Consider the following 26690-nt stretch of genomic DNA (forward strand, 5'->3'; position numbering starts at 1 on the left):
CGGGTAACACCCGCCGCGCACTCTCATCGGTATGAGGACACAGACGGAGAACGCGGCGCGGGTGGTGGTGATCGGCGCCGGGATGGCGGGCGCGCGGCTCGCCGCCCGGGTCCCCGGTGTCACCGTCATCGGCGAGGAGGCCCACGCCCCGTACAACAGGGTGCTGCTGGCCGAGGTGCTCGCCGGCCGGTACGCGCCGGACGTCATCGCGCTGCCGCCCGCCGAGGTGCGGCGCGGGGTGCGGGTCGTGCGGATCGACCGGGCGGACCGGCTGGTGCACTGCGACGACGGCAGTGTCGTCGGGTACGAGCGCCTGGTGCTGGCCACCGGCTCCAACCCGGTGCTGCCGCCGCTGCGGGGCCTCGGCCACACGCTGCCGGACGGGGTGCACCCGTTCCGCACCCTCGACGACTGCCTGGCCCTGCGCGCCGCGGTACGCCCCGGCGTGCGCGCCGTCGTCATCGGCGGCGGGCTCCTCGGGGTGTCGGCCGCCCGTGCTCTCGCCGAGTGCGGCGCCCAGGTGGTGCTGGCCCAGCAGGGCGAGCACCTCATGGAGCGGCAGCTGGACGCCGAGGCGGCCGGGATGCTGCGCCGCCACCTGGAGGGCCTCGGCGTCGAGGTGCACACCGAGTGCCGGGTGCGCGGACTGCGCTGCACCGACGGGGACACCCCGGCGGTGCGGGCCGTGGAGATGGCCGACGGCTACGAGCTGGAGGCCGAGATCACGGTGCTGGCCTGCGGGGTCCGCCCCAGGACGGGTCTGGCGCAGGCGGCCGGGCTGGAGGTCCGCAAGGGCGTCGTCGTGGACGACGAGCTGCGCACCTCGGACCCGTACATCCACGCCGTGGGCGACTGCGCCGAACACGCCGGGACGGTCTACGGGCTGGCGGGCGCGGCGCTCGAACAGGCCGACGTCCTGGCCGAGGTGCTGGCGGGCCGCCCCGCCCGCTACGGGGGCACCAGGGCCCTGACCAGGCTCACCCTGCGCTCCCCCGCCGCGACCCCCGTCACCGCCGGAGCCGCCGTCGTCTCCGGGGCCGCCGGCGGGCTCGACCTGGCCGCCTTCGGCGACTCCCGCCCGATGCCCGGCGACGACGTGATCCGGCTGGCCGACGCCACCCGGGGCGCGTACCGCACGGTCGTCGTCCGGGGCGACCGGCTGGCGGGCGGGGTGCTGTTCGGCGATCTCGCCGCGGTCGGCACCCTCGCCCGGACCTGGCAGGACGACGACGCCCTCCCCGCCGACATGTCCCTGCTCCACCTGCTCACCAACGACGGAGGCTTCTGATGCCGGTGTCCACTCCCCCGACCGCCCCCACCGCAGGCGTGCCGACGATCGTGGTCGTCGGGCACGGCATGGTCGGGCAGCGGTTCCTGGAAGCGCTCGCCGACCGCGGCCTGACCGCCGCCGCGGGCACCGCCAGGGTCGTCGTGCTCTGCGAGGAGCCCCGCCCCGCGTACGACCGGGTGCAGCTGACCTCGTACTTCTCCGGGAAGACGCCGGAGGACCTCTCGCTCGTCGAGCCGGACTTCATGGCGCGCCACGGCATCGAGCTGCGCGTCGGCGACCCGGCGGAGAGCGTCGACCGTGAGGCGCGCACCGTCACCGCGCGCTCCGGGGAGACCTTCTCCTACGACACGCTGGTGCTGGCCACCGGCTCGTACCCCTTCGTGCCGCCCGTGCCCGGCAAGGACGCCGAGGGCTGTTTCGTCTACCGCACCATCGAGGACCTCCTCGCGATAGAGGAGTACGCGAAGTCCGCGAAGACCGGCGCGGTCGTCGGCGGCGGGCTCCTCGGCCTGGAGGCCGCGGGCGCGCTGAAGGGGCTCGGACTCGACACGCACGTCGTGGAGTTCGCCCCCCGGCTGATGCCGGTGCAGGTCGACGACGGCGGCGGCGCCGCTCTGCTGCGCACCATCGAGAACATGGGCCTCTCCGTCCACACGGGTGTCGGCACCCAGGAGGTCACCGCGGGCGAGGACGGCCGGGTCAACGGCATGTCCCTGTCGGACGGCTCCTCGCTGGAGACCGACCTCGTGGTGTTCTCCGCCGGTGTACGCCCCCGGGACCAGCTGGCCCGCGACTGCGGTCTGGCGGTCGGCCCGCGCGGCGGCATCGTCGTCGACGAGGAGTGCCGTACCTCGGACAGCGCCGTCTTCGCGATCGGCGAGTGCGCGCTGGCCTCGGACGGCCGGGTCTACGGGCTGGTGGCGCCGGGTTACGAGATGGCGCTGGCGGTCGCCGAGGTGATCGCGGGCAACGCGGCCTCCTTCACCGGCGCCGACCTCTCGACGAAGCTGAAGCTGCTCGGTGTGGACGTCGCCTCCTTCGGTGACGCGCACGGTGCGGCCGAGGGATGCCTCGACGTCGTGTACGCGGACTCCCGCTCGGGTGTCTACAAGAAGCTGGTGATCGGCCAGGACGGCACGCTGCTCGGCGGTGTCCTGGTGGGCGACGCCGACCAGTACGGCACGCTGCGGCCGATGACCGGCACGGTCCTGCCCGTCGCCCCGGAGCAGCTGGTGCTGCCGGCCGGCGCGGGCGGCCCTGTCACCCTCGGCCCGTCCTCGCTGCCCGACGAGGCCGTGATCTGCTCCTGCCACAACGTCACCAAGGGCGCGATCTGCGAACACACCACGCTGCCCGAGGTGAAGAAGTGCACCAAGGCCGGCACCGGCTGCGGGAGTTGCGTCAAGGTCATCGGTCAGCTGCTGCCTCAGCCCGAGGACCAGGGACTGTGCGGCTGCTTCGAGTACACCCGCAGCGAGCTGTACGAGATCGTCCGCACCCTCGGTGTCACGACGTACGCCGACCTCCTCGACTCGCACGGCCGTGAGGCGGCCCGCGGCGGGGACGGCTGCGAGGTCTGCAAGCCCACGGTCGGCTCGATCATCGCCTCCCTGGCCCCGACGGTCGGCGCGAGCGGCTACGTCCTGGACGGCGAGCAGGCGGCGCTGCAGGACACCAACGACCACTTCCTGGCCAACCTCCAGCGCAACGGCTCGTACTCCATCGTGCCGCGCATCCCCGGCGGTGAGATCACCCCGGAGAAGCTGATCGTGATCGGCGAGGTGGCCCGCGACTTCGGTCTCTACACGAAGATCACCGGCGGCCAGCGGATCGACCTGTTCGGCGCCCGCGTCGACCAGCTGCCGCTGATCTGGACGCGCCTGGTGGACGCGGGCTTCGAGTCCGGGCACGCGTACGGGAAGTCACTGCGCACGGTGAAGTCATGTGTGGGGCAGACCTGGTGCCGCTACGGCGTGCAGGACTCGGTCAAGATGGCCATCGACCTGGAGCTGCGCTACCGGGGCCTGCGCTCGCCGCACAAGCTGAAGTCGGCGGTCTCGGGCTGCGCCCGGGAGTGCGCGGAGGCCCGTGGCAAGGACTTCGGGATCATCGCCACGGCGCAGGGATGGAACCTCTACGTGGGCGGCAACGGAGGCGCGACCCCGCGCCACGCGGACCTGCTCGCCCAGGACCTCTCCGACGCCGAACTGGTCCGCCTCATCGACCGGTTCCTGATGTTCTACATCCGCACGGCGGACCGCCTGGAGCGCACCTCGACCTGGCTGGACCGCATCGAGGGCGGCCTGGACCACGTCCGTGACGTCGTCGTCCACGACTCGCTCGGCCTCTGCGACGAGCTGGAGCGGCTGATGGCCGACCACGTCCGCGGCTACCGCGACGAGTGGGCCGAGACCATCAACGATCCGGAGCGGCTGCGGCGCTTCGTCACCTTCGTCAACGCCCCCGACGCACCCGACCCCTCGGTCAAGTTCGTCCCGGAGCGCGACCAGGTCAAGCCGGACCTGGACATCCTCGCGGGCCCGGTGCTTGCCATCCGCACTCTTGAAGGGACCTCCTCCTGATGACGACCCAGACGATGGAAACGGCGCAGGACACCCGGACGATCCAGCTCGCTGACGGGGACGGCTGGCTGACGGTCTGCGACCGCGCGCTGCTGACCCCGGGGCGGGGCGTGGCGGCGCTCCTCCCGGACGGACGGCAGGTCGCGCTGTTCGTGGACCGGTCGGGGCGCGCGTACGCGATCGACAACCGGGACCCGTTCACCGGTGCGTACGTCCTCTCCCGCGGCCTGGTCGGCTCCGCAGGGGGGCGGCCGTTCGTCGCGTCGCCGCTGCTGAAGCAGCGCTTCGACCTCGAGACGGGCGCCTGCCTGGACGACGACGACGTCACCGTGCCGGTCTTCCCGGTCCGCGGGGACTGACTCCGCTCCGTTCACCTGATGTTGACGCTCCGTCAACTGTGCGCCTCTACTGTCCTGACGTTCGACCCGCCGGGCCGACCGGTCCGGCGGGCCCGCACGTCACCCGTGGAGTGATCGTGGAACGTCGGACCTTCTTGCGCACAGCGGTGATCGGCAGCTCGGCGGCGGCTTTCGGCGGCACCCTGTGGCGGGGTGCCGCCTTCGCGGATCCGGCCCAGCCGGCCGCGGGCCCCTACGGTGCGCTGCAGGCGGCGAACGGCAACGGCATCCTGCTGCCGAGCGGCTTCACCAGCAGGATCATCGCCCGCTCCGGGCAGACAGTCCCGGGCACCTCGTACACCTGGCACAGCGCACCTGACGGCGGTGCCACCTTCACCGACGGCAGCGGCTGGATCTACGTCTCCAACGCGGAGGTGTCCGCGAGCAGCGGCGGCGGAGCCAGCGCGGTGCGCTTCAACTCCTCGGGAACCGTCACCTCGGCGTACCGGATCCTCTCCGGCACGAACACCAACTGCGCGGGCGGCCGTACCCCGTGGAACACCTGGCTCTCCTGCGAGGAGGTCACCCGCGGCTTCGTGTACGAGACGGACCCGTGGGGGGTGAACGCCGCCGTGCAGCGCCCCGCGATGGGCAGGTTCAAGCACGAGGCCGCGGCCGCGGACCCCGACCACGGCTACGTCTACCTGACCGAGGACGAGACGGACGGCCGCTTCTACCGCTTCCGCCCCACCACCTGGGGCGATCTCTCGTCCGGCACGCTCCAGGTCCTGGTGGCGGGTACCGGCACCTCGGGCCCGGTGACCTGGACGACCGTCCCCGACCCGGACGGATCGCCCACCCAGACCCGCTACCAGGTCTCCGGCGCCAAGGTCTTCAACGGCGGCGAGGGCTGCTTCTACGCGGCGGGCACCTGCTGGTTCACCACCAAGGGCGACAACCGGGTGTGGGCGTACGACGCGAACGCCTCGTCCCTCTCGCTCGCCTACGACGACTCGCTCGTCACGGGCGGCGGCGCCCCGCTGACCGGCGTCGACAACGTCACCCGGGCCGCCTCCGGTGACCTGTACGTCGCGGAGGACGGCGGGAACATGGAGATCTGCCTGATCACCCCGGACGACACCGTCGCCCCGTTCCTGCGGATCAGCGGCCAGTCGGGGTCGGAGATCACCGGTCCGGCCTTCTCCCCGGACGGCCGGAGGCTCTACTTCTCCTCGCAGCGCGGCACCAGCGGGAGCTCGTCCGGCGGTATCACCTACGAGGTGACGGGGCCGTTCCGCTCCTGATCCGCCCCGGACGGCAGCGGTCGCGGCGCCGGCTCCGCGACCGCTGCCCGGCCAGGTGTCAGGCCTGTCCCTCGACCGCCGCCGGGTCCATCCAGACGACCTCCCAGATGTGGCCGTCCGGGTCCTGGAACGAGCGGCCGTACATGAAGCCCATGTCCTGGGTCTCGTTGGCGGGCGAGCCTCCCGCGGCGAGCGCGGCGTCGGCCAGCTCGTCGACCTTCTCGCGGCTCTCCGCGCTCAGGGCGAGGAGGACCTCGGTCGTTCTCGACGCGTCGGCGATCTCCTTCTTGGTGAAGTCCTTGAAGCGCGGCTCGCTGATCAGCATGGCGAAGATCGTGTCGCTGATGACCAGACAGGCCGTCGACTCGTCGCTGAACTGCGGGTTGAAGCCGAAGCCGAGCTTCGAGAAGAAGTTCCTGGTCGTCCCGAGGTCCTTGACCGGCAGGTTCACGAAGATCATCTGAGGCATGGTTCCCAACTCTTCCGTCCGGCACCCTGGGTGCTCCCGCGCGCTCCGTACGAGCGCTTACGAGAGGTAGACGACGGCGGCGCCGAGAACTCATCGCTCCGGACGCGGGCAGTTCTCCGCGCGCCGTGGGCCCGCGCCCCGTAGGCACATCTAGCGTCTCGGACCATGAGCGGATCGACGGGCAGAAGAATCACCGAGAAGCTGTCGGACGACGCCCTGCGCGGGGCCACCGGCCGGGACTGGGCGGGCTGGTTCGACGTACTCGACGCCTGGGACGCGACCCGGCGCAGTCACGCGGAGATCGCCGCGTTCCTCGGCACCGAACACAGGATGGGCGGCTGGTACGCCCAGTCGGTCGCGGTCGGGTACGAGCAGTCACGCGGTCTGCGCCAGGTCGGGCAGTCCTCCACCGGCGACTGGAACACCTCGGGCAGCCGGACGCTCGCGGCCGCTCCGGAGCGTGTCCTGGACGCCTTCACCGACGCGGAGCTGCGGGAGCGCTGGCTCCCCGGTGTGGAGCTGTCCGTGAGCAGCCTGCGCCCCGGGAAGTCGCTGAGCGCCGGCTTCCGCGACGCGTCCGGGGACGCCGGGCGGCTCACGCTGTGGCTCCAGGAGCTGCCGGACGGCCGTACGCGCCTCGGTGTGGGCCACGAGAAGCTGGCGGACGCGGAGGCCGTCGCCCGGTACAAGGCGTTCTGGAAGGAACGTCTGGCCGCGTTGAAGGCCCTCCTGGAGGGCGCGCCCCGCTGACGGTCAGGGCACGGCCAGCGGGGCTCCGCCCCTGAGCAGGGCGGAGCCCAGCGGGGTGAGGGTGTGCAGGACCGAGCTGCCGTGGCGCAGGGTGCGGACCAGGCCGGCCTCGCGCAGCACACAGGCGTGCTGGCTCGCCGAGGCCAGGGAGACCCCGGTCCTGCGGGCCAGTTCGCTCGTCGTGCAGCCGTTGCCTATGGACCGGAGGACCGCCGAGCGGGTGTGGCCCACGAGCCGGCCGAGCCAGGGGCCGGGTTCGGCGTAGGACGGGGCGCCGGGGTGGGTGACCGGGTAGACGAGGACCGGCGGGAGGCACGGGTCGCGGTAGACGACGGGGGTGCCCCGGCAGAAGTACGACGGCTGGAGGAGCAGGCCCCGCCCGTCGAGGCGCAGGTCCCGGTCGACCGGGTAGTCCGCCTCCAGCACGGGGGCCCGCCAGCGGATCATCGGCGGCAGGGTGGCCAGGAGCTCGTCCGCGCCGCCGTCCAGCAGGGCACGGCCCCGGACGGCGCGGTCGGCCTCGACGCTCGCCCGGATGTGCGGCCAGTACGGCTCGACCGCGGCGCGGTGGTAGGCGCGCAGGGTGGAGATGAGCCGCCCCAGCGGCTCCGTACGCCCTTCGGCCAGCGCCTCCGAGAGGGCGCCGCCGGACAGCCGTCGCGCGTGGGGGGCGTTCCCCGCCAGCAGCCCGAGTTCCTCCCGGATGCGGTCCGCGGGCGTGTCCCGCAGGGCCTCCATTCCGGCGTCGAGCCCGAACGGTTCGGCGCCCGGCCCGGAAGGCGTCAGGAAGTCGGGGAAATATCCCCGCGGCGGAACGACCGCGGACAGCAGACGTGCTTCACCATTCAACCGGGTGCGGGATTCCTTCCGCCATTTCCCGAACACCGTGGAACCCCGGCGGTCTCTCAGCCGGTGAAAACTGAGAATCGTCTCCCACATGGCGTCCGGCCTCGTGGCCATCCGCACACGCGAAAGGTCCACCCCGGACACATGGATACGCAGCACCGATCCCCCACCTGTTGCACCCGCAATTGCCCCCACCGAAGCGTATGCACAGCGTCACAGGAGGTCACCACGGGGTTTCGGCCACAGTTGAAACGCCTCGCCCATATCTCCGCCAGCCGAAAAGCTGTACGACGTCGGGTACGCATCCGGCGTCACCGAATGAGCGGGTGAGGGCCGTGGGGGGCCTTGCCTGTTCGGCGGCGGTGAGCGACGGTGCGGCTCCGTACCCGGCAGGGGTAAGCGGGTGCGGCCCGGGGGTGGGGATCCCCGGGCCGCATCCAGGCTGCGCGTCCCCGATTTGCGCACCGAATGGTGAAAAGCCAACCACTTTGAATGGTTCGCCGTTCAATTGATTTGTCGTTAATTGGTTCGGCGTTCATCGGTTCGCCGTTCAATTGACGAAGCGGCGGCACCCCCGCACAGGGTGCCGCCGCTTCCGGGAAATCCGGTTTCCGCCGTGGGGCCGGTGAGGGTCTCCGTGGCCCGCCGGCGGTATCCGGAGTCGTGGCGGTCGCCGGGCCTCAGCGGCTGTCGCTGCCCCGCGATTCGGCCGCGGCCCGGCCCGCTTCCAGCCGGGCGACCGGGATGCGGAAGGGCGAGCAGGAGACGTAGTCCAGGCCCACCTCGTGGAAGAAGTGAACCGACTCCGGGTCCCCGCCGTGCTCACCGCAGATGCCGAGCTTGAGATCCGGGCGGGTGGCCCGGCCCGCTTCCACGGCGCTGCGCACGAGGGCGCCGACGCCGTCCTTGTCGATCGTCTCGAACGGCGACACCCCGAAGATGCCCTTCTCCAGGTACGCGGTGAAGAACGAGGCCTCCACGTCGTCGCGGGAGAAGCCCCACACCGTCTGGGTGAGGTCGTTCGTGCCGAACGAGAAGAACTCGGCGGCCTCGGCGATCTGACCGGCGGTCAGCGCGGCGCGGGGCAGCTCGATCATCGTGCCGATGCTCAGCCGCAGCTGCGTGCCGGTGGCCGCCTCGACCTCGGCGATGACACCGTCGGCCTCCTCGCGGACGATCTCCAGCTCCTGGACCGTGCCGACGAGCGGGATCATGATCTCGGCGCGCGGGTCGCCCTTGGCGTTCTTGCGCTCCGCCGCCGCCTCCGCGATCGCACGGACCTGCATCGCGAACAGTCCCGGGATGACCAGGCCGAGACGGACACCGCGCAGACCCAGCATCGGGTTCTGCTCGTGCAGCTTGTGCACGGCCTGCAGGAGGCGCAGGTCGTTCTCGTTGGCGTCCTTGCGGGACTCGGCGAGCGCGACCCGCACGGAGAGCTCCGTGATGTCGGGCAGGAACTCGTGCAGCGGCGGGTCGAGCAGCCGTACGGTGACGGGCAGCCCGTCCATCGACTCGAACAGCTCGATGAAGTCGGCCTTCTGGAGCGGCAGCAGCGCGGCCAGCGCGGCCTCGCGCTCGTCGTCGGTGTCCGCGAGGATCAGCTTCTCGACCATCTCGCGGCGCTCACCGAGGAACATGTGCTCGGTGCGGCACAGGCCGATGCCCTGGGCGCCGAAGCGACGGGCCCGGGAGGCGTCCTCGGCGTTGTCCGCGTTCGCCCGTACACGCAGCCGGCGTACCCGGTCGGCGTACGCCATGATCCGGTGCACGGCGGCGACGAGCTCGTCGGCGTCGTCGGCGCCCGCGTGCATACGGCCCTCGAAGTACTCGACGACCGGGGAGGGCACGACCGGTACCTCGCCGAGGTACACCTTGCCGGTGGAACCGTCGACGGAGACGAGGTCGCCCTCCTCCACGACGGTGTCCCCGACCGTGAGCCGGCGGCGCTTGGTGTCGACCTCGATCTCCTCGGCACCGCAGACGCAGGTCTTGCCCATGCCGCGGGCGACGACGGCGGCGTGCGAGGTCTTGCCGCCGCGCGAGGTCAGGATGCCCTCGGCGGCGATCATGCCGTCGAGGTCGTCGGGGTTGGTCTCCCGGCGGATCAGGATGACCTTCTCGCCCGACCGCGACCACTTGACCGCGGTGTAGGAGTCGAAGACGGCCTTGCCTACGGCCGCGCCCGGCGACGCGGCGATCCCGCGTCCCAGCAGGACGGTGCTGGCCGCGTCGTCGAAGCGCGGGAACATCAGCTGCGCGAGCTGGGCGCCGTTGACCCGCTGGAGCGCCTCGGCCTCGTCGATGAGGCCCTGGTCGACGAGCTGGGTGGCGATGCGGAAGGCGGCACCGGCGGTGCGCTTGCCGACCCGCGTCTGGAGCATCCAGAGCTGACCGCGCTCGATGGTGAACTCGATGTCGCAGAGATCCTTGTAGTGGGTCTCCAGCGTCTCCATGATCTTCATCAGCTGGTCGTACGACGTCTTGTCGATGGACTCCAGCTCGGCGAGCGCCACCGTGTTGCGGATACCCGCGACGACGTCCTCGCCCTGCGCGTTCTGGAGGTAGTCGCCGTAGACGCCCTGGTGGCCGCTGGCCGGGTCACGGGTGAAGGCGACGCCCGTGCCGGAGTCGGGGCCGAGGTTGCCGAAGACCATCGAACAGATGTTGACGGCGGTGCCGAGGTCGCCGGGGATGCGCTCCTGGCGGCGGTAGAGCTTGGCCCGGTCGGTGTTCCACGAGTCGAAGACCGCCTTTATGGCCAGGTCCATCTGATCGCGCGGGTCCTGCGGGAAGTCGCGTCCCGCGTCCCGGGTGACGATCTTCTTGAACTCCTTGACCAGCTTCTTGAGGTCGGACGCGTCTAGGTCCACGTCGACGGTGACGCCCTTGGCCTCCTTGGCGGCCTCCAGCGCCTCCTCGAAGAGATCGCCGTCGACCCCGAGCACGGTCTTGCCGAACATCTGGATGAGGCGGCGGTACGAGTCCCAGGCGAAGCGCTCGTCGCCGGCCTGGGCGGCGAGACCCACGACCGAGGCGTCGGAGAGGCCGATGTTGAGGACCGTGTCCATCATGCCGGGCATCGAGAACTTCGCGCCGGACCGGACGGAGACCAGCAGCGGGTCGTCGGCCTGGCCGAGGTTCTTGCCCATCCGCTTCTCGAGCGCTTCGAGGTGCGCACTGACCTCGTCGCGCAGCTCGGCCGGCTCGTCACCGCTGTCGAGGTAGACCTTGCAGGCCTCGGTGGTGATGGTGAAGCCCGGAGGGACGGGCAGCCCGAGGTTGGTCATCTCGGCGAGGTTGGCACCCTTGCCGCCCAGCAGATCTTTCAGATCCTTGTTGCCCTCGGTGAAGTCGTAGACGAACTTCTGGGGATCTTTGTGTTCCGACACGGGTCTCGACTCCTCGAGGACGCGGTGGCTGCCCTGACGGCGAGGAACATACCCAGATCGAAGGTGTCTGGGTACGGCCACTTGCGCGTCATGAGGGCTCAACCACCCGTCCGCCAGCAGATCGAAAGTAATGCACCGGTACACGTCGAAGAGGGCATCTGTTCACCTCTTGAAGTCATCAATACGATGAGTGTGCGAATCGGTCCGATTCGATGACGCAGAGTAATGGATACTTTGATCGATCAAAGTAAACCCGCCTGGCACCCAGTGCCGCCATTTGAGAAGTACAGCAAGCGAACGAGCGCTCATCTGAGCCAAACGCCACTCAGGGGTGGCGAGAATCACGCCCTCTTCCGCGCTCAGATGTCATCATCCGGACGTCCGTGCGCCAACAGTTGGTCACTCTGGAGCGACAAACAACGCACAGGACGTGACCAGGCAGGCCTTCAAAGAGAGCGGATGCACACTCCTGCCGCGAAATCGCGAGGGAACGCACCGTATCCAAGCAGAAAAGCCCGCTCAGATGAGCGGGCTCCTCATGGGGCACTCGGTGCCCCGGCGCGGGGGTGGCGCTCAGCCGCCGGAGGTGTCCAGCTCCGCCTCGGCGCCCACGCCCGCGCAGTCGTACGGGTCCTTGAGCCAGCCGTCCGGCAGCGCCACCCGGTTGTTGCCGGACGTGCGCCCACGCGGGCCGTCCGCGCCGTCCGGCCAGGGCTGGTCCAGGTCGAGCTCCTGGAGCTGTCCGCCCAGCTCCTCCAGCGACGAGGTGACCGCGAGCCTCCTGCGCATGTCCGAGCCGACCGCGAAGCCCTTGAGGTACCAGGCCACGTGCTTGCGGAAGTCGATAACGCCACGGCTCTCGTCGCCGATCCACTCCCCCAGCAGCGTCGCGTGGCGCAGCATGACGTCCGCCACCTGGCGCAGGGCGGGCGCCTGCCTCGTCCCCGCCCCCTCGAAAGCGCTGACGAGGTCGCCGAAGAGCCAGGGGCGGCCCAGGCAGCCACGGCCGACGACGACGCCGTCGCAGCCCGTCTCACGCATCATCCGCAGGGCGTCGTCGGCGCTCCAGATGTCGCCGTTGCCGAGGACGGGGATCTCGGGGACGTGCTCCTTGAGGCGCGCGATGGCGTCCCAGTCGGCCGTGCCGCCGTAGTGCTGGGCGGTGGTCCTGCCGTGCAGGGCGACGGCCGTGATGCCCTCCTCGACCGCGATGCGGCCCGCGTCGAGATAAGTGGTGTGGTCGTCGTCGATGCCCTTGCGCATCTTGATGGTGACCGGGAGGTCGCCCGCCTGCGCCACGGCCTCGCGCAGGATCGCGCGCAGCAGGGGCCGCTTGTACGGGAGCGCGGAGCCGCCGCCCTTGCGGGTGACCTTGGGGACGGGGCAGCCGAAGTTCAGGTCGATGTGGTCGGCGAGGTCCTCGTCGACGATCATGCGGACCGCCTTGCCGACGGTGACCGGGTCCACCCCGTACAGCTGGATCGAGCGCGGGGTCTCGCTCGCGTCGAAGTGGATGAGCTGCATGGTCTTCTCGTTGCGCTCGACCAGCGCCCGCGTGGTGATCATCTCGCTGACGAACAGCCCCTTGCCGCCGGAGAACTCACGGCAGAGGGTGCGGAAGGGCGCGTTGGTGATGCCGGCCATGGGCGCGAGCACGACCGGCGGCTGCACGGTGTGCGGGCCGATCCGGAGCAGCGGGAGGGCGGGGGCGAGCGTGGTCATGGCCCCATTGTCCCGTACGCCGGCCGCGGCGCGGATGCCGCCCGCTCAGGCCTCGGCCACGGACCCGGTGAGGGCCGTCGTGCGCGACCCGGCGAGGGGCTCCGAGTGCGGCCCGGCCTGCGGTTCCGCGAGGACCGACGCCATCAGCCGCTCCAGCCCGAGCCGTGACTCCTCGTCCGAGGGGACGTACGTCACCATGCGCGGGCCCGCCGAGGGGCCGAGCCACAGGTCGGTGTGGTCGAGCCTGAGCAGTCCCACCCGGGCGTTCCGGAAGATCTTGGTGCGGTTCGAGGGTCCGACCACCTCGTGGCGGGCCCAGATCTCGCCGAACTCGGGCGAGGTGGCCTCCAGCCGCCGCAGCAGCGCCTTCCAGGCGGGCTCGGCCAGGTGCTCCGCCATCGAGGCTCGGAATTTGGCGGCCATCACCCGGTGCATGGCGGGCAGATCGACGACGGAGGCGCGCCAGTCCTCGTTGTTGTAGGCGAGGAGCAGACAGTTGCGGTCCTCGGGGGCGACGGCGTCCAGGTCGCACAGGAGCCTGCCGTAGGTGCGGTTGTACGCGAGGATGTCGTACCGGCTGTTCTGGATGCAGGCCGGGAAGGGCTCCAGGCGCCTGAGCATCTCGTGGAAGGCCGGGGTGACGCCCGTGCAGTCCGAGCCCGGCGCGGGGTCGACGGCCCCGGCGAGGGAGAAGAGGTGGGTGCGTTCGCTGCGGTCGAGCAGCAGGGCGCGGGCCAGGGAGTCGAGCACCTGCGGGGAGACCTGGATGTCGCGGGCCTGCTCCAGCCACGTGTACCAGGTGACGCCGACGGCCGAGAGCTGCGCTACCTCCTCGCGGCGCAGCCCGGGGGTCCGCCTGCGGCGGCCGCGGGGCAGACCCACCTGCTCGGGGGTGATCCGCTCGCGACGGCTGCGGAGGAATCCGGCCAGCTCGTGCCGCCGGATGTCTGTCTCGGGTACCTGGGCCGCCGCGGTCGTCATGCTCCCAGGGTGCCGAATGCCCGGACGTATTGCCAGGTGCTCCGTGTACCAGGATAAGAAGACTCTGGTACCAGGCTGAGTACGGGTCCAGAGTCGATGGCGTGAGTGAATCATCTGTACTGACCAACGCATCCGCCACCCGCGTCCCCGGGGCGCGGTACGACCACCCCGCACCGGTGCTCGGCGGGCTCGGGCTGTTCACCGTGCTGCTCGGCGCGGCGCTCCCGCTCATCGACTTCTTCATCGTCAACGTCGCCCTGCCCACCATCGACCACGACCTGGCCGCCGGCCCCGCTCTGCTGGAGCTGGTCGTCGCGGGCTACGGCCTCTCCTACGCCGTGCTGCTCGTCCTCGGCGGGCGGCTCGGCGACATGGCCGGACGGCGCAGGCTCTTCCTCGTCGGGATGGCCGCCTTCGGCCTCACCTCCCTCGCCTGCGGGCTGGCCCCGGACGCCTGGACCCTCGTGGGAGCACGGGTGGCCCAGGGCGCCGCCGCGGCCCTGATGCTGCCGCAGGTGCTCGCCACCATCCAGGCGGGCACGACCGGCCACCACAGGGCGCGGGCCATGAGCCTGTACGGGGCGACCGCCGGGCTCTCCATGGTCGCCGGCCAGATCCTCGGCGGTGTCCTGGTCTCCGCCGCCCCGCTGTCCTCCGTCTTCGGGGAGAGCGCGGGCTGGCGGTCGGTGTTCCTGGTGAACGTGCCCGTGGCGGTGGTGGGGCTGTTCCTGGCCGCCCGCTCGGTGCCGGAGAGCCGCTCGGACCGGCCGGCGCCCGTGGACGTCCCGGGCACGCTCCTGCTGGCCGTCTCCCTGGTGACGCTGCTGGCCCCGCTGACGGAGGGCCGGGCTGCGGGCTGGCCGCTCTGGACCTGGGTGTCCCTCGGCCTCTTCCCGTTCGCCGCGGTGGCCTTCTACCGGGTGGAGCGGCGGGCCGACGCGCAGGGCCGGACACCGCTCGTGCCGCCGAGCCTGCTCCGGCTGGAGTCGCTGCGCCGCGGCCTGATCCTGGTGGTGCCGTTCTCGATCGGCTTCGGCGGCTTCATGTTCGTGATCGCGGTCGCCCTCCAGCAGGGTCTGGAGATGGGCCCGGCCGCGGCCGGGCTGTCCCTCGCGCCGATGGCGGCCGCCTTCTTCGCGGCCTCGCTGGCCGGCCCCCGGCTCGTACGGCGCTTCGGCAGCCGGGTGGTGACGGCCGGCGGCCTGATCCAGGGGACGGGCGTCACGGTGCTGGCCCTGACCGTGTGGAGTTCCTGGCCCGGTCTCGGGCTGCTGGGCCTGCTGCCGGGCATGGCGATCTCGGGACTGGGGCAGGGGCTGCAGCTCCCCGTCCTGATCCGGATCGTGCTGTCCGACGTGCCGTCCGAGCGGGCGGGGGTGGGCGGCGGCGTGATGACCACCACCCAGCAGGCCGCCCTGGCACTCGGGGTCGCCACGCTCGGGACGCTGTTCCTCGCGCTGGCTCCCGGCTCGGGGATGCGGGACGCCCTGGTCGTGACGCTGCTGGTGCAGCTGGCGGCCGTCGTCCTGACGACCCTGCTGAGCCTGCGGCTGCCCCGCACGGTGAGGTGAGGGCGGACGGACACGGGCCCGGATCACCGAGGTGATCCGGGCCCGTGGTCGTACGGGTGGCGCGAGGAGGTCAGCTCTCGGCCGGTGCGTCCTGCGCCGGTGCGGCCTCCGCGGCGGCGCGCTCACGCATCTTGCGCACCAGCTCCTGCTTCTTGTCCTCGGCGGCCTTGCGGTCGTTGTTGCGCGCGGGGCCCGCGCCCTGCTGTTCGGCGCGGGACAGCTTCTTGCGCTGTCCGCCCACGCCGAGGAGGTTGTTGCGGCTCTTGGCCACGGCGTTCTCCCGTTCTTGAGTTGAGGAAGTGAGGATGACGTGTCGTGTATCGATCCGATGGGCGACGGGCGGTCGGCCCGTCGCGCGCTCACTCGTAGATCTGGAAGAACGAAGACATGCCGGAAAGGTACCCCGGCCGGAGGGGCGCCTCATCCGGTTTTTTTCGGCCAGGCCCCGCTGCCGGCTCAGGTGGTCGGGTCGACCGTGGCCTGATGGGCCTCGGTCAGGTGCTCCTCCGCCTTGAGCCAGGGCAGGAACTGCGCCCCCTTGCGCCACCCGCAGGTGTCGCAGGTCAGTTGCCGCTGCATCCCCGACTTCCTTACGTGGACGACGTGTTCACGGCCGTGCTGGTCCCATCTGGTGACCTTGCTCGTGGTCATGGACGGCATGTGGGGCCTCCCTGTGGACGAGTGCGCCCAGTGTGCACGAAGCCCCCGGTTCCGTACGCCGGAACCGGGGGCTTCGTTATGAGGCCGAGTGCGTTCAGCAGCCCAGGAGGCGGGAGCCGAGGTAGCTCTGGATCTGGTCCAGGGAGACGCGCTCCTGCTTCATCGTGTCGCGCTCGCGCACGGTCACCGCGTTGTCGTCCAGGGTGTCGAAGTCGACGGTGACGCAGAACGGCGTGCCGATCTCGTCCTGGCGGCGGTAGCGGCGGCCGATGGCGCCCGCGTCGTCGAACTCGATGTTCCAGTTCTGCCGCAGGTCGGCGGCGAGGCCCTTGGCCTTCGGCGACAGCTGCGGGTTGCGGGACAGCGGCAGGACGGCGACCTTGACCGGCGCGAGGCGCGGGTCGAGGCGCATCACGGCGCGCTTCTCCATGACGCCCTTGGCGTTGGGGGCCTCGTCCTCGTTGTAGGCGTCGAGGAGGAACGCCAGCAGCGAGCGGCCGACACCGGCCGCGGGCTCGATGACGTACGGCGTGTAGCGCTCGCCCTTCTCCTGGTCGAAGTAGGAGAGGTCCGTGCCGGACGCCTTGGAGTGCGCCGTGAGGTCGTAGTCGGTGCGGTTGGCGACGCCCTCGAGCTCGCCCCACTCGCTGCCGCCGAAGCGGAAGCGGTACTCGATGTCAGCGGTGCGCTTGGAGTAGTGGGAGAGCTTCTCCGCGGGGTGCTCGAACCACCGCATGTTCTCCTCGCGCAGGCCGAGACCGGTGTACCAGTTCCAGCGCTGCTCCATCCAGTACTCCTGCCACTGCTCGTCCTCGCCCGGCTTGACGAAGAACTCCATCTCCATCTGCTCGAACTCGCGCGTGCGGAAGATGAAGTTGCCCGGAGTGATCTCGTTCCGGAAGGACTTGCCCATCTGCGCGATGCCGAACGGCGGCTTCTTGCGCGAAGTCTGCTGCACCTGGCCGAAGTTGGTGAAGATGCCCTGGGCCGTCTCGGGGCGCAGGTAGGCGACCGAGCCGGAGTCCTGGGTCGGGCCGAGGTGCGTGGAGAGCAGGCCGGAGAACTGCTTGGGCTCGGTGAAGGTGCCCTTGTTACCGCAGTTGGGGCAGTTGAGGTCGGCCAGGCCGTTCACGGGGGGCTTGCCGTGCTTCTCCTCGTACGCCTCCTCCAGGTGGTCAGCGCGGTAGCGCTTGTGACAGGAGGTGCACTCGGTGAGCGGGTCGGAGAACGTGGCGACGTGACCGGACGCGACCCAGACCTCGGGGGCCAGGATGACCGACGAGTCGAGACCGACCACGTCCTCGCGCGAGGTGACCATGTAGCGCCACCACTGGCGCTTGAGGTTCTCCTTCAGCTCGACGCCCAGGGGCCCGTAGTCCCAGGCGGCCTTCTGGCCACCGTAGATCTCACTGCAGGGATAGACGAAGCCACGGCGCTTGCTCAGGCTGACGATGGTGTCGATCTTGTCGGCGGCCACGGTGCTCTCTTCATTACGACGGCGGAACTGGACAGGTGGGCGGCGCGAACGCCTCGGTGGGGAATGACGTACAGACAGGGGCGCGGAGCGCCTCGGTGGGGGGTGGTGGTCGGGTGACGGGCGGGCGAATACCCCAGATTACCGGCGGGCGCACCCCCCATATCAAATCGGTGGGGCGCATCGCGGTCACCGGGTCCGGATCCGGGCATCTCATCAGCCTTGTTGACAATCGTTTCCACTTTTGTTGAAAATGACTGTCATGAACGTACGCCGCCTCATACCCACAGCCGCCGTCGCCGGAGCAGTCGCCCTCGGCCTCACCGCGCTCTCCGCCTGCTCCTCCTCCGACGCGGCCGAGGGCGGGAGCGACGGCAAGCTGGACGTGGTGGCGTCCTTCTACCCGATGCAGTTCCTGACCGAGGAGATCGGCGGTTCGCACGTCTCCGTCACCTCACTGACGAAGCCGGGAGTGGAGCCGCACGACCTGGAGCTCTCCCCCCGGCAGATCGGCGGCCTGAGTGAGGCCGACTACATCCTGTACCTCAAGAACGTCCAGCCCGCGGTCGACGACGCCGTCGCACAGGCCGGTGTGAAGAACACCGTGGACGCGGCCGGACTCACCACGCTCGAGAGCCACGGCTCCGAGGTCGACGGACACGACCACGGCGCCGAGGAGGGCGGGGAGCACGAGGGCGAGGAGCACTCCGAGGAGGCGGGCCTCGACCCGCACATCTGGCTGGACCCGGTGAAGTACGCCGAGGTCGCCGAGGGCGTCGGGAAGTCCTTCGAGAAGGCCGACCCCGACAACGCCGCCGACTACCGCAAGAACACCGAGACCCTGGTCGCCGAGCTGAAGAAGCTGGACAAGGCCTACGAGACCGGGCTGAAGAACACCGCGACGAAGACGTTCATCACCACGCACTCCGCCTTCGGGTACCTCGCCGAGCGCTACGGCCTCACCCAGGAGGGCATCGCCGGCATCGACCCCGAGGCCGAGCCCAGCCCGGCCCGGATCAGCGAGATCCACTCCGTCGCCGAGAAGAACAAGGCCACCACCGTATTCTTCGAGACGCTCGCCAGCGACAAGACCGCCGGCACCCTGGCGAAGGACCTCGGCCTCAAGACCGACGTCCTGGACCCGCTCGAGGGAATTACCGACAAGTCCGCGGGTGCTGACTACATCGAGGTCATGGAGTCCAACCTGGCCGCGCTGCAGAAGGCCCTCGGCGCGAAGTGACCCGAGCAGCACCCCGAACCAGCCGCAGCACCGGAGGCGATCATGCCTGAGCCCAGTACGCCAGAACCCGTGATCAGCCTGCGCGGAGCCACGGCGACGCTCGGCGCCCGCCCGGTGCTGCGCGGTGTCGACCTCACCGTCCACCGCGGCGAGGTCGTCGCCCTGCTCGGGGCCAACGGCTCCGGCAAGTCCACGGCCGTGCGCTCCGTCATCGGCCAGGTGCCGCTCACCGGCGGGACCGTCGAGCTGTTCGGCACCCCGCTGCGCCGCTTCCGCCGGTGGGGCCGCGTCGGATACGTACCGCAGCGCACCACGGCGGCGGGCGGCGTCCCCGCCACGATCCGCGAGGTCGTCGCCTCCGGGCGGCTGTCGCGTACGAAGTTCGGACCGCTCGGCAAGGCCGACCGGGCGGCCGTCGACCGGGCGATCGAGCTCGTCGGCCTCACCGACCGCGCCAAGGACTCCGTGAACGCCCTCTCCGGCGGCCAGCACCAGCGGGTCCTGATCGCCCGCGCGCTCGCCGCCGAGCCCGAGGTGCTGATCATGGACGAGCCGATGGCCGGCGTCGACCTGGCCAGCCAGGAGATCCTCGCCACGACGCTGCGCGAGCAGGTCGCCGGCGGGGCGACCGTGCTGCTCGTCCTGCACGAGCTCGGCGCCCTGGAGCCGCTGATCGACCGGGCGATCGTCCTGCGCGACGGCTGTGTCACGCACGACGGCCCGCCCCCCGAGGCCGTGGGCCAGCACGCGCTGCCCGGCCACGACCACGTACACCCCCACGCGGCCTCCGAGCCCGTCCGGACGGGACTGCTGACCTGATCATGCTGGAATTCCTGAACCCTCCCTTCATGCAGCGGGCGCTGCTCGCGGCCGTCCTGGTCGGGATCACCGCCCCCGCCATCGGCATCTATCTGGTCCAGCGCCGCCAGGCCCTGATGGGCGACGGCATCGGGCACGTCGCGATGACCGGCGTCGGCCTCGGCTTCCTGCTCTCCACCAACCCCGTCTGGATGGCGACGCTCGTCGCCGTGGCGGGTTCGGTCGTGATGGAGCTGATCCGCTGGTACGGACGCACTCGCGGCGACATCGCCCTGGCCATGCTGTTCTACGGCGGGATGGCGGGCGGGGTGATGCTGATCAACCTCTCGGACACCGGCTCCAACGCCAACCTGACCTCGTTCCTCTTCGGCTCCCTGTCCACGGTCTCCGAGGAGGACATCACCGCGATCGTCGTGCTGGCCGCCTTCGTGGTGCTGGTCACCGTGGGGCTGCGGCGGCAGCTGTTCGCGGTCAGCCAGGACGAGGAGTTCGCCCGGGTCACCGGGCTGCCGGTGCGCGCGCTCAACCTGCTGGTCGCCGTGACGGCCGCCGTCACCGTCACCGTGGCGATGCGGGTCGTGGGCCTGCTGCTGGTCAGCGCGCTGATGGTGGTGCCGGTCGCCGCCGCCCAGCAGATCTCGAAGTCCTTCAAGGTGACGTTCGTCCTGGCCGTCGTCATCGGTACGGCCGTCACCCTGGCCGGCACCGTGACCTCGTACTACCAGGACGTGCCGCCCGGCGCGACGATCGTGCTGCTGGCCATCGCCGCGTTCGTCCTGCTGACGGCGCTCGCCACGCCGCTGGCCCGAAGGCGCGCCAAGGGACGCGTGAGCGAGGAGGACCGGTGCACCCTTGAGGTACCGGCGGCCCGCCCGGCCTCGGACGACGTTCGGGTGTGACCGTGCCGCCGGGGCGGGCTGGCACAATGGCCCGACATACGTACGGGCGACATGAGGAGGCAGCTGTGGCGACGGCGCCGATCAGTGGCACGAACGCGGCTCCTGTGCGCGGCCGGTCCACCCGGCAGCGGGCGGCGGTCGCGGCGGCGCTCGACGAGGTCGACGAGTTCCGCAGTGCCCAGGACCTGCACGATGTGCTCAAGCACCGGGGTGACTCGGTCGGGCTGACCACGGTCTACCGCACGCTCCAGTCCCTCGCCGACGCCGGCGAGGTCGACGTGCTGCGCACGACCGACGGTGAGGCGGTCTACCGGCGCTGCTCGACCGGTGACCATCATCACCATCTGGTCTGCCGCGTCTGCGGCAAGGCCGTCGAGGTGGAGGGTCCCGCCGTGGAGCAGTGGGCCGAGACCATCGCCTCGCAGCACGGCTATGTGAACGTGGCCCACACGGTGGAGATCTTCGGGACCTGCTCGGACTGCGCGGGCGCCAAGGGCTGAGCCCCGGGCACAGGACGACCGGCCCAGGAGGGGGCCCCGGCGACGGGGCCCCCTCCTCGCCGTCTCAGGACTTGGTGATCTCCTCGGCACCGCCGAAGCGCCGGTCGCGCCGGGCGAATTCCAGGCAGGCGTTCCACAGGTCGCGCCGGTCGAAGTCCGGCCACAGGACGTCCTGGAAGACCATCTCGGCGTACGCGCTCTGCCAGATCAGGTAGTTGGACGTGCGCTGCTCCCCGCTGGGGCGCACGAAGAGGTCCACGTCCGGCATGTCCGGGTAGTAGATGTACTTCGCGAAGGTCTTCTCGTTGACCTTCGAGGGGTCGAGCTTCCCCTCCGCGACGTCCTGCGCGATGCGCTGCGCCGCGTCGGCGATCTCGGCCCGGCCGCCGTAGTTGACGCAGAAGTACAGCGTCATCTTGTCGTTGTCCTTGGTCTGCTCCTGGGCGACCTGGAGCTCCTGGACGACGGACTTCCACAGCTTCGGCATGCGGCCGACCCAGCGGATGCGGATGCCGAGCTCGTCCATCTCGTCGCGGCGGCGGCGGATGACGTCCCGGTTGAAGTTCATGAGGAACTTCACCTCGTCCGGCGAGCGCTTCCAGTTCTCCGTGGAGAAGGCGTACAGCGAGAGGTTCTTGACGCCCATCTCGATGCAGCCCTTGAGGACGTCCATGACGACGCCCTCACCGACCTTGTGGCCCTCGGTGCGCGGAAGACCCCGCTCCTTGGCCCAGCGGCCGTTCCCGTCCATCACGACGGCGACGTGCTTGGGCACGAGCTCGCCGGGGATCTTCGGCGGGGTGGCGCCGGAGGGGTGCGGCTCGGGGGTCTTGTACTCACGCCGGTTACGGCCACCGAGCATCCCGCGTACTGCCATGGGCTTCTCTCGTCTCCCTGTGTCACTTCTCTACGTACCGCAGCGAGCGCAGGCCGCGCTCCAGATGCCAGTGCAGATAGGCGGACACGAGCCCGCTCCCCTCCCTGACATGACGCGCCTCGGACGCGTCCGCCGTCTCCCAGTCTCCGCTGAGCAACGCGCTCAGCAGTTCGACGGCCTCCGCCGAGGGTACGACGCTGCCGGGCACCCGGCAGTCGCCGCATATGACGCCACCCGCGGCGACGGAGAAGAACCGGTTCGGGCCGGGCATTCCGCACTTGGCGCAGTCGACGAAGCTGGGGGCGTAGCCGTTGACGGCCAGGGAGCGCAGCAGGAACGCGTCCAGGATGAGGTTCGGCGCGTGTTCGGCGCGCGCGAGGGTGCGCAGCCCGCCGACGAGCAGCAGATACTGCTGGACCGCGGGTTCGCCCTCGTGGTCGGTGAACCGCTCCGCGGTCTCCAGCATGGCGGTGCCGGCGGTGTAGCGGGCGTAGTCGGAGACGATCCCGCCACCGTACGGAGCGATCGTCTCGCTCTGGGTGCAGAGGGGGAGGCCCCGGCCGATCAGCTCGCTGCCGCGCGCGAAGAACTGCACGTCCACATGGGAGAAGGGTTCGAGCCGCGCCCCGAATTTGGACTTGGTGCGGCGCACCCCGCGTGCCACGGCGCGCACCCGCCCGTGGCCGCGGGTCAGGATCGTGATGATCCGGTCGGCCTCGCCCAGCTTCTGCGTACGCAGCACGACGCCGTCGTCCCGGAACAAGCTCATGCACCCATTGTCGCCCACCGGGACACCGGCAGGCCCTCTGAGGGTCTTCCGTCCGGATCAGGCTGGATCAGGGAGCGGTGCCAGGGCACGCGAGCCAGCATGCTCCGAACGAGAGGCCCTGGGACGTACCCGGGCCTACGAAGGCGTACGCGCCGCCTCCAGCAGCTTCGCCGTGTCCGCGGGGCAGAGCTGGAGCGCAGCGCCCACCGTGGTGAGCACCTCGCGCTCCGCCTGGCTGTACGGCCCGTCGGCGAGCGCGATCCTGGCGCCCCGCAGCAGGACCGCCTCGCGGCCGGGCACGGCCAGGTGCGGCGCGAGCGGCGTCAGGACCTCGTGGAGCTCTATGGCGAGGGCTGCGCCGCAGGCCTCGGCCGCGGGGTCGGTGCCGTCGCCGGGACCGGTGTCGGCGGCGAGGACCTCGACGATGGTGAAGAGCTGTTCCTGGGAGCAGTCGTCGAGTCCCGCGTCGCGGACGGTGGCCGCGGCGGTCTCCAGGACCGTACGGGAGGTGGTGCCGCCCGCGGCGAGCACGGCGAGCGTGACGGTGTGCACGGCCTCCCGCAGCATGGCCGAGAAGCGGGTGGTGGTGGGGTGGTCGAGGGCGTCGGGCGCGAAGTGCGTCCCGCAGGCGGCGCATTCGACGACGGGCCCGGCGCTTCCCCGGGCGAGCAGCGGCAGCCCGAGGACGGTGAGGCGGTGGCGTCCCGTGAGGCGCCGGTAGTTGCGGTCGCCCCCGCAGCACGGGCAGAAGAACTCTCCGTCGCCGACGGTGTCCCAGACGGTACGGATGCCGTAGATGCGCAGTCTTACGGCGCGTTGTCCTTTGGCTGTCCGCACGTCGCACACCTCCGTAACCCCACGGCAACATTGCCGCGCTGGACGTGATGTTAGCCACATGCGTGATGTGGCGTCAGTATCCCGGAGGTCAAAACCCCGGTATATGGCCGAACCCCGCCCACCCCTGGCGGGTGAACGGGGCTCTCGGGCCGGGCAGTTCAGCGGGGTATCGGACGTATGCCCGGAATACCGCGTGACGGGGTCAGCGGGTCGCGCGGTTGACCGCGGAGACGACCGCCTTGAGCGAGGCGCGCGTGGTGTTGGCGTCGATACCGATGCCCCACAGCACCTTGCCGTCGATCGCGCACTCGATGTAGGAGGCGGCCTGCGCGCTCGCGCCCTCGCTCATCGTGTGCTCGGTGTAGTCCAGCAGACGGGCGTCGATGCCGATGGCCTGCAGCGCTTCGAAGAACGCGGAGATCGGGCCGTTGCCCGTGCCGGTCAGCACCGTGTCCGAGCCGTCGACGGTGGCCTCGACGGTGATCGTGTCCTGGCCGTCGGAACCGGTCGTCGTCTGACCCGAGCGGATCTGCACGCGCCCCCAGGCGTTCTCGGGGCTCGGCAGGTACTCGTCCCGGAAGGTCGACCAGATCTGCGTCGGCGTGACCTCGCCGCCCTCGGCGTCGGTCTTGGCCTGAATGATCCGGGAGAACTCGATCTGCATCCGGCGCGGCAGGTCCAGCTTGTGGTCGTTCTTCAGGACGTAGGCGATTCCGCCCTTGCCGGACTGCGAGTTGACCCGGATGACCGCCTCGTAGGAGCGGCCGACGTCCTTCGGGTCGATCGGCAGGTAGGGCACCGCCCACTCGATGTCGTCGACGGTCTTCCCCTGGGAGGCCGCGTCGGCCTCCATGGCGTCGAAGCCCTTCTTGATGGCGTCCTGGTGGGAGCCGGAGAAGGCGGTGTAGACCAGGTCGCCCGCGTAGGGGTGGCGCGGGTGGACCTCCATCTGGTTGCAGTACTCGCTGGTGCGGCGGATCTCGTCGATCTGCGAGAAGTCGATCTGCGGGTCGACGCCCTGGGAGAAGAGGTTCATTCCCAGGGTGACCAGGTCGACGTTGCCGGTGCGCTCGCCCTGACCGAACAGGCAGCCCTCGATGCGGTCGGCACCCGCCATGATCGCCAGCTCGGCGGCGGCGACGGCGGTGCCCCGGTCGTTGTGCGGGTGCACGGACAGGCAGACGTGCTCGCGGCGGGACAGGTTGCGGGACATCCACTCGAAGCGGTCCGCGTGGGTGGAGGGCGTCGAACGCTCCACGGTGGCGGGCAGGTTGAGGATGATCTCGCGGCCCTCCTCCGGCTGCCAGACGTCACAGACGGCCTCGCAGACCTCCAGGGCGAAGTCCAGCTCGGTGTCGGTGAAGATCTCCGGGCTGTACTGGTAGCCGAAGATCGTCTCGTCGCCCAGGATCTTGTCCGCGTACTCCATGACCAGGCGGGTGCCGTCCACGGCGATCTGCTTGACCTCTTCCTTCGAGCCGCGGAAGACCACGCGGCGGAAGGTGGGCGCGGTGGCGTTGTACAGGTGGACGGTTGCGCGCCGCGCGCCGACCAGCGACTCGACGGTGCGCTCGATCAGTTCCTCGCGGGCCTGCGTCAGGACGGAGATCGTCACGTCCTCGGGGATCGCGCCCTCTTCGATGATGGAGCGTACGAACGCGAAGTCGGTCTCGCCGGAGGACGGGAAGCCGACCTCGATCTCCTTGTAGCCCATGCGTACGAGCAGGTCGAACATCTCGCGCTTGCGGGCCGGCGACATGGGGTCGATCAGGGCCTGGTTGCCGTCACGCAGGTCGGTGGACAGCCACCGGGGCGCCACGGTGATGCGGTTGTCCGGCCAGGTGCGGTCGGAGATGTCCACCGCCTCGTAGCCGCGGTACTTGTGGACCGGCATCCCGGAAGGCTTCTGCAGCTGCTTCGCGTTGGTCACCGGGGTGGGGCCACCGACGGGGGCGGGGACGGCATCGGTGTGCGCGGGGGAATTCACTGCGGTCATGGCGTACGGCTCCTCTGAGGTCCAGCAGGGGCGGCCGACTGTGTCGCTGCAACAGCGAACTCCGCGGGGAGGGAGCCGGCCTACGACTACAGGCCCTCGCCGCGGCAGCTAAGAAGGAGCAGCCCGAAACGCATGATGCGGCAACACTAACCGAGGGGCGCCTGGTGCGTCGGTCCGTATCAGTATGCGGGATCGCCTCTTCATGGAGGCGGAACAGTGATACATCACTCTATTTCGTCAATCACGATCGCAACCAGTGACAGCGCGGTGACTGAGTGCCACAGTCATTTGTATGCAGCCTCGACCGAACAACGGGTTCCAGCCCGTCTTCTGCACCATCGTGCCGCCCCACGTCCTCGACAAGCTGTCCCAGTCCGACGACCCACGCCTGGCCGATCCCGCACGGCGCACCCTGGACGCCGACGCGGCCCGGCGCCATCACCGGCGGGTGACCGCTCTGGCCTGGACCCCCCAGGCCGTCCTCACCTCCGACCCGGTCCCGTCCAAGCCCCACCGCACCCTTTACGACTGCAGGCACGGCACGGACCTGCCGGGCGTCAAGGTCCGTGACGAGGGCGAGGAAGCGACCCAGGACGCCAGCGTCAACCGTGCGTACGCGGGACTCGGCGCCACCTTCGATCTGCTGCTCACGGAGTACGGCCGCAGCTCGATCGACGGCAAGGGGCTGCCGCTCATCGGCTCCGTGCACTACGACGAGAAGTACAACAACGCGTTCTTCGACGGCGAGCAGATGGTCTTCGGGGACGGCGACGGCGAGATCTTCCTCGACTTCACCGTCGCGATCGACGTGATCGCCCACGAGTTGGCGCACGGCCTCACCCAGTACACGGCCAACCTCGCGTACCAGGGCCAGTCGGGCGCGCTCAACGAGTCCGTCTCGGACGTCTTCGGCTCCCTGGTCAAGCAGTACTCGCTGGGCCAGAGCGCGGACCAGGGCGACTGGCTGATCGGCGCGGGGCTGCTCGCCCCCCGGGTCAGCGGCGTCGCACTGCGCTCGATGAAGGCTCCGGGCACGGCGTACGACGACGATGTGCTCGGCAAGGACCCGCAGCCCGGGTCGATGGACGACTACGTCGACACGGACGAGGACAACGGCGGGGTCCACCTCAACTCCGGTATCCCCAACCGGGCGTTCTACCTGCTGGCCACGGCACTCGGCGGCAACGCCTGGGAGCGGGCGGGGCGGATCTGGTTCGACGTGCTGACCGGCGGTGAGCTGAGCCAGGACGCGTCCTTCAAGGACTTCGCCAAACTGACCGTCGCGGCGGCGCAGCACAGGTTCGGGGAGGGCGACGAGGCCGAGGCGGTGCTCAAGGCATGGTCGGAGGTGGGCGTGCCGACCCGCTGACCGG

23 protein-coding genes are annotated in these 26690 nt (G+C 70.4%); 11 read left to right on the plus strand and 12 right to left on the minus strand.

Going from position 1 to position 26690, the window contains the following annotated elements; all coding sequences use genetic code 11:
- The first annotated feature begins 31 nt into the window (after nt 1–31).
- From OG379_RS12840 to OG379_RS12855, 4 genes are all read left to right on the plus strand, one after another.
- Entirely contained in the window at nt 32–1288 is a 1257-nt protein-coding gene (locus OG379_RS12840; protein WP_405662240.1) for an NAD(P)/FAD-dependent oxidoreductase, read from the plus strand.
- Complete coding sequence (gene nirB, locus OG379_RS12845) at nt 1288–3873, plus strand: nitrite reductase large subunit NirB (RefSeq protein ID WP_405662242.1); 2586 nt, start codon at nt 1288–1290, stop codon at nt 3871–3873. Before OG379_RS12840 ends, nirB begins: the two co-directional genes overlap by 1 nt.
- Nucleotides 3873–4232 carry a nitrite reductase small subunit NirD gene (nirD, locus tag OG379_RS12850; RefSeq protein WP_393761831.1) on the plus strand — a complete coding sequence of 120 codons (360 nt, stop codon included), beginning with the start codon at nt 3873–3875 and terminating at the stop codon, nt 4230–4232. Before nirB ends, nirD begins: the two co-directional genes overlap by 1 nt.
- Nucleotides 4233–4348: 116 nt before the next feature.
- Nucleotides 4349–5515: an alkaline phosphatase PhoX gene (locus tag OG379_RS12855; RefSeq protein ID WP_405662244.1), complete on the plus strand. Its 1167-nt coding sequence runs from the start codon at nt 4349–4351 to the stop codon at nt 5513–5515.
- Nucleotides 5516–5573: 58 nt separating this feature from the next.
- On the opposite strand, the gene OG379_RS12860 is transcribed toward OG379_RS12855, so the two are convergent.
- Nucleotides 5574–5984, minus strand: coding sequence for a VOC family protein (locus OG379_RS12860; RefSeq protein WP_393761835.1), 411 nt, complete (start codon nt 5982–5984; stop codon nt 5574–5576).
- Nucleotides 5985–6149: 165 nt separating this feature from the next.
- Between OG379_RS12860 and OG379_RS12865 the strand changes: the two genes are divergently transcribed.
- The gene (locus OG379_RS12865; RefSeq protein ID WP_405662246.1) at nt 6150–6734 is read left to right on the plus strand and encodes a hypothetical protein; all 585 of its coding nucleotides are present in this window, start codon (nt 6150–6152) and stop codon (nt 6732–6734) included.
- Between the two features lie 3 nt (nt 6735–6737).
- On the opposite strand, the gene OG379_RS12870 is transcribed toward OG379_RS12865, so the two are convergent.
- The 4 genes from OG379_RS12870 to OG379_RS12885 all read right to left on the minus strand — a co-directional run bounded on the left by OG379_RS12870 (nt 6738) and on the right by OG379_RS12885 (nt 13675).
- Entirely contained in the window at nt 6738–7739 is a 1002-nt protein-coding gene (locus OG379_RS12870; protein WP_393761839.1) for an ArsR/SmtB family transcription factor, read from the minus strand.
- 521 nt (nt 7740–8260) lie between these two features.
- Complete coding sequence (gene ppdK / locus OG379_RS12875; RefSeq protein WP_405662248.1) at nt 8261–10972, minus strand: pyruvate, phosphate dikinase; 2712 nt, start codon at nt 10970–10972, stop codon at nt 8261–8263.
- Between the two features lie 573 nt (nt 10973–11545).
- On the minus strand, nt 11546–12694 hold the full coding sequence (gene dusB, locus OG379_RS12880) for a tRNA dihydrouridine synthase DusB (protein WP_393761843.1): 1149 nt from the start codon (nt 12692–12694) through the stop codon (nt 11546–11548).
- Between the two features lie 45 nt (nt 12695–12739).
- Entirely contained in the window at nt 12740–13675 is a 936-nt protein-coding gene (locus tag OG379_RS12885; protein ID WP_405662250.1) for a helix-turn-helix transcriptional regulator, read from the minus strand.
- Between the two features lie 101 nt (nt 13676–13776).
- Here OG379_RS12885 and OG379_RS12890 point away from each other — a divergent pair, with 101 nt between their 5' ends.
- Nucleotides 13777–15246, plus strand: a complete 1470-nt coding sequence (locus OG379_RS12890; protein WP_405662252.1) for an MFS transporter — start codon at nt 13777–13779, stop codon at nt 15244–15246.
- Nucleotides 15247–15316: 70 nt separating this feature from the next.
- Here OG379_RS12890 and OG379_RS12895 read toward each other — a convergent pair whose 3' ends face one another.
- From OG379_RS12895 to OG379_RS12905, 3 genes are all read right to left on the minus strand, one after another.
- Complete coding sequence (locus OG379_RS12895; RefSeq protein ID WP_393761849.1) at nt 15317–15517, minus strand: DUF6243 family protein; 201 nt, start codon at nt 15515–15517, stop codon at nt 15317–15319.
- Nucleotides 15518–15702: 185 nt separating this feature from the next.
- A complete protein-coding gene (locus OG379_RS12900) occupies nt 15703–15906 on the minus strand; it encodes a hypothetical protein (protein ID WP_405662255.1) in 204 nt (67 codons plus the stop codon).
- 94 nt (nt 15907–16000) lie between these two features.
- On the minus strand, nt 16001–17383 hold the full coding sequence (locus OG379_RS12905) for a glycine--tRNA ligase (RefSeq protein WP_356707657.1): 1383 nt from the start codon (nt 17381–17383) through the stop codon (nt 16001–16003).
- A 259-nt stretch (nt 17384–17642) separates the two neighbouring features.
- Between OG379_RS12905 and OG379_RS12910 the strand changes: the two genes are divergently transcribed.
- The 4 genes from OG379_RS12910 to OG379_RS12925 all read left to right on the plus strand — a co-directional run bounded on the left by OG379_RS12910 (nt 17643) and on the right by OG379_RS12925 (nt 20838).
- A complete protein-coding gene (locus OG379_RS12910; RefSeq protein ID WP_405662257.1) occupies nt 17643–18620 on the plus strand; it encodes a metal ABC transporter substrate-binding protein in 978 nt (325 codons plus the stop codon).
- 42 nt (nt 18621–18662) lie between these two features.
- Nucleotides 18663–19439, plus strand: a complete 777-nt coding sequence (locus OG379_RS12915) for a metal ABC transporter ATP-binding protein (protein ID WP_393761854.1) — start codon at nt 18663–18665, stop codon at nt 19437–19439.
- A complete protein-coding gene (locus OG379_RS12920; protein WP_405668492.1) occupies nt 19439–20338 on the plus strand; it encodes a metal ABC transporter permease in 900 nt (299 codons plus the stop codon). The genes OG379_RS12915 and OG379_RS12920 overlap by 1 nt, the downstream gene beginning before the upstream one ends.
- Nucleotides 20339–20403: 65 nt before the next feature.
- Nucleotides 20404–20838, plus strand: coding sequence for a Fur family transcriptional regulator (locus OG379_RS12925; RefSeq protein ID WP_104785532.1), 435 nt, complete (start codon nt 20404–20406; stop codon nt 20836–20838).
- A gap of 64 nt (nt 20839–20902) precedes the next feature.
- Here the strand turns inward: OG379_RS12925 and OG379_RS12930 are convergent, their stop codons facing one another.
- The 4 genes from OG379_RS12930 to leuA form a co-directional block, all read right to left on the minus strand.
- Complete coding sequence (locus tag OG379_RS12930) at nt 20903–21715, minus strand: isoprenyl transferase (RefSeq protein WP_393761857.1); 813 nt, start codon at nt 21713–21715, stop codon at nt 20903–20905.
- Between the two features lie 22 nt (nt 21716–21737).
- Nucleotides 21738–22484, minus strand: coding sequence for a DNA repair protein RecO (gene recO, locus OG379_RS12935; RefSeq protein ID WP_104785535.1), 747 nt, complete (start codon nt 22482–22484; stop codon nt 21738–21740).
- A gap of 135 nt (nt 22485–22619) precedes the next feature.
- Entirely contained in the window at nt 22620–23321 is a 702-nt protein-coding gene (locus tag OG379_RS12940; RefSeq protein ID WP_393761859.1) for a TerB family tellurite resistance protein, read from the minus strand.
- Nucleotides 23322–23523: 202 nt separating this feature from the next.
- Nucleotides 23524–25317: a 2-isopropylmalate synthase gene (gene leuA / locus OG379_RS12945; protein ID WP_104785538.1), complete on the minus strand. Its 1794-nt coding sequence runs from the start codon at nt 25315–25317 to the stop codon at nt 23524–23526.
- A 292-nt stretch (nt 25318–25609) separates the two neighbouring features.
- Between leuA and OG379_RS12950 the strand changes: the two genes are divergently transcribed.
- Nucleotides 25610–26686 (plus strand): M4 family metallopeptidase, encoded by a 1077-nt coding sequence (locus OG379_RS12950; RefSeq protein WP_393761863.1) that lies wholly within the window; start codon nt 25610–25612, stop codon nt 26684–26686.
- Nucleotides 26687–26690: the final 4 nt, after the last annotated feature.

It is taken from the genome of Streptomyces sp. NBC_01166 (assembly GCF_045039765.1).
Lineage (GTDB): Bacteria > Actinomycetota > Actinomycetes > Streptomycetales > Streptomycetaceae > Streptomyces.

Bases quoted from the DNA above. Each gene is read 5' to 3' on its own strand.
- OG379_RS12865 (WP_405662246.1), top strand. From the start codon at position 6,150: ATGAGCGGATCGACGGGCAGAAGAATCACCGAGAAGCTGTCGGACGAC.
- OG379_RS12840 (WP_405662240.1), top strand. From the start codon at position 32: ATGAGGACACAGACGGAGAACGCGGCGCGGGTGGTGGTGATCGGCGCC.
- nirB (WP_405662242.1), top strand. From the start codon at position 1,288: ATGCCGGTGTCCACTCCCCCGACCGCCCCCACCGCAGGCGTGCCGACG.
- recO (WP_104785535.1), bottom strand. From the start codon at position 22,484: ATGAGCTTGTTCCGGGACGACGGCGTCGTGCTGCGTACGCAGAAGCTG.
- dusB (WP_393761843.1), bottom strand. From the start codon at position 12,694: ATGACCACGCTCGCCCCCGCCCTCCCGCTGCTCCGGATCGGCCCGCAC.
- OG379_RS12930 (WP_393761857.1), bottom strand. From the start codon at position 21,715: ATGGCAGTACGCGGGATGCTCGGTGGCCGTAACCGGCGTGAGTACAAG.
- OG379_RS12915 (WP_393761854.1), top strand. From the start codon at position 18,663: ATGCCTGAGCCCAGTACGCCAGAACCCGTGATCAGCCTGCGCGGAGCC.
- OG379_RS12910 (WP_405662257.1), top strand. From the start codon at position 17,643: ATGAACGTACGCCGCCTCATACCCACAGCCGCCGTCGCCGGAGCAGTC.
- leuA (WP_104785538.1), bottom strand. From the start codon at position 25,317: ATGACCGCAGTGAATTCCCCCGCGCACACCGATGCCGTCCCCGCCCCC.
- OG379_RS12860 (WP_393761835.1), bottom strand. From the start codon at position 5,984: ATGCCTCAGATGATCTTCGTGAACCTGCCGGTCAAGGACCTCGGGACG.
- OG379_RS12885 (WP_405662250.1), bottom strand. From the start codon at position 13,675: ATGACGACCGCGGCGGCCCAGGTACCCGAGACAGACATCCGGCGGCAC.
- OG379_RS12900 (WP_405662255.1), bottom strand. From the start codon at position 15,906: ATGCCGTCCATGACCACGAGCAAGGTCACCAGATGGGACCAGCACGGC.
- OG379_RS12950 (WP_393761863.1), top strand. From the start codon at position 25,610: ATGCAGCCTCGACCGAACAACGGGTTCCAGCCCGTCTTCTGCACCATC.
- nirD (WP_393761831.1), top strand. From the start codon at position 3,873: ATGACGACCCAGACGATGGAAACGGCGCAGGACACCCGGACGATCCAG.